Raw genomic sequence first — 2,109 nt, forward strand, 5'->3', positions numbered from 1 at the left:
TCCCGCAACTCGGCGACCTGTTCCACGGAGAACTCCATACCAAGCGACCCTCCCACACAAGATCAAGTAACGCTAACGGAATCACGAGACACTAGATTCTCTCAAACTCCGGAATTACTCGTGCGAGACTGTGAACGAGCGGGGCAAGCATGGGATGACCGCGTCCAGACCAGAAGTGGCGAGGTCCGCGATAATCTGTTTGCCGAGTACGTCCAATGCGTCTTTGATCGGTATCCGACCAGCACTAAGCGACGGTGCTCTTCAGTTTGCCTAAGTGCCGCTAAGACGGTTTCACTAATCGGGCCATTTGTTGGTGCTCGGTTTGACCTGCTTGGCCGAAGCTCCGTCGATGCCACGTATGGAGGCGCGCTTGATAAGACACGGAGCCGATTTGCCTTATACCCTGTCAGTCGGGGAGTACCGCTACACGATGGCATTCTAAATGACCTATCAATGCGTCATTGATAGAGGTGCCGGAGAGTCGCATTAGAATGACCATCTGCCTTGCGATAGGCCATATCTGAAGCCGCACGCTGACCCATCGGACATTGCGAGGCATCCCTTAGATAGGGGGTCGCAGCGAAGAGTACTAAATGGAAGCTCTCTCCGGTCATCGTTGCGGCAGGAATGCCACTAGAAGTTGACCTGCATCGACACAGCTTGTTGGGTGAAATGAGACGAGTACGGGCCGTCATTAATCTGCACGAACCGACTGATGTTCGCTGATTGGCGCAAATTAGCGATAAGAGTAGCTTGCAGTGTCGCGTGCTCAAGGAGTAGCTCATGCAGTCGCACATCGTCTATGTCCATGGCGCGGGAAGAATGCCTAGCCGAAGTCAGCTCAAGCTGAATTGGGATATGGATCTTTTCGGCAGAGATATGGGCTTCAAATCCACAATGGCCTATTGGGCTCCACTGCAGCACAGGGCGCCGGAAGATCTCGATTCGCGCCTGTATGATTTTGAGCTTCATGTGGCTGATCGTCTCTCTGCACACTCGCGACCAAGGATCGAGTACCTGAAGCAGTGCTTGTCAGAGGCGCAATGCAAGGCAGAAAAGTATGGCCGCCTTGCATCTGATCACGAGAGGCGGGAGATTCGCTGGGCGCTAAACGACTGGCTGTTTGACATGGTGCATCGTGCTGACTCTATTCTCGCTAGAGGATGTCGAGATGCGAGTGACAGGGGGTCCTCACCTCCGGCCACACTTACCCAGAATAGACACCATGGTGAACTCAGGCAGCTTGCGAAATCCACTTTCGCGGATGCGTATTCGTATTTCTTCAGTAATATGGGTGCGGCTTTACGGAGAGAAGTCGCTAACTCAATCGCAGAGGCAGGAAATGAAAGGTCGTTGGTGGTGATTAGCCATGGCATAGGGACGATCATTGCATACGAGGTTCTTAGGTCTCTGCGCCTACACGTAGAGGCCTTCATCACCCTTGGGTCTCCGCTCGGGGTGCGCGAAATCCAAGAATGCCTCGGGGAGACGCTATCGATCCCGACGTCCGTTGCGAATTGGTGGAACGTCTCCGATCCGCGCGACGTTGCAACTCTTGGTCAAACACTTCAAACCGGCTTTAGTCCGGGACTGAATATCATGGACGTGTGCGTGTCAAACCGAAGCGGAACAAGTCATGAAGTGTCAGAGTATCTGAGCCATGATGCAGTACGGCAGTTGGTAAGAGGGTGCGCAGCTGCTAGCCAGAGTCCATGCTGAACCCTGTGGTTCCGCTCATTGTGACAGCGGCCGTGCGACGTCAAAAAGATTCACCGCCAATGCTGGTCGGGAATTCTGCGACTCTCGCCGATGCTTCACTAATCGGCAGTTAAATTGGTCAAGCTTCCTATCAGAGTGAGCTTCTTCAGAGGCGTCACCCGATGGTGCATTATTAGCCGTCTGACCAGCGGGTTCAGCGAGCACCGCCACCCAATCGGTGGCCATGCTGAAAACGGTCAGTGAGCTTCTTCAAGCTGGCCGCAGATCGGGGGCGCGGCTCTCTGAGTCGGCTCCTTACTGAACTTGATTGGGTGATGTCGGAGCCGTTCGCCTGACGGCGATGGGTCCGCTCCGGTAGCCCTGGACTGTGAGATACGCACAGGGCGGCGG

The 2,109-nt window shown here is 54.6% G+C and carries 1 protein-coding gene; it reads right to left on the minus strand.

Going from position 1 to position 2,109, the window contains the following annotated elements; translation table 11 throughout:
- Positions 1-633: 633 nt before the first annotated feature.
- Positions 634-972, minus strand: a complete 339-nt coding sequence (locus tag ACFYMC_RS29685; RefSeq protein WP_388531236.1) for a hypothetical protein — start codon at positions 970-972, stop codon at positions 634-636.
- Between the last annotated feature and the right edge of the window lie 1,137 nt (positions 973-2,109).

The sequence above is a fragment of the Streptomyces sp. NPDC006879 genome, assembly GCF_042869595.1.
Taxonomy (GTDB): Bacteria; Actinomycetota; Actinomycetes; order Streptomycetales; family Streptomycetaceae; genus Streptomyces.

What these genes read in the sequence shown, in the direction of transcription:
- ACFYMC_RS29685 (WP_388531236.1), bottom strand. Translation starts at nt 972, where the DNA reads ATGAAGCTCAAAATCATACAGGCGCGAATCGAGATCTTCCGGCGCCCT.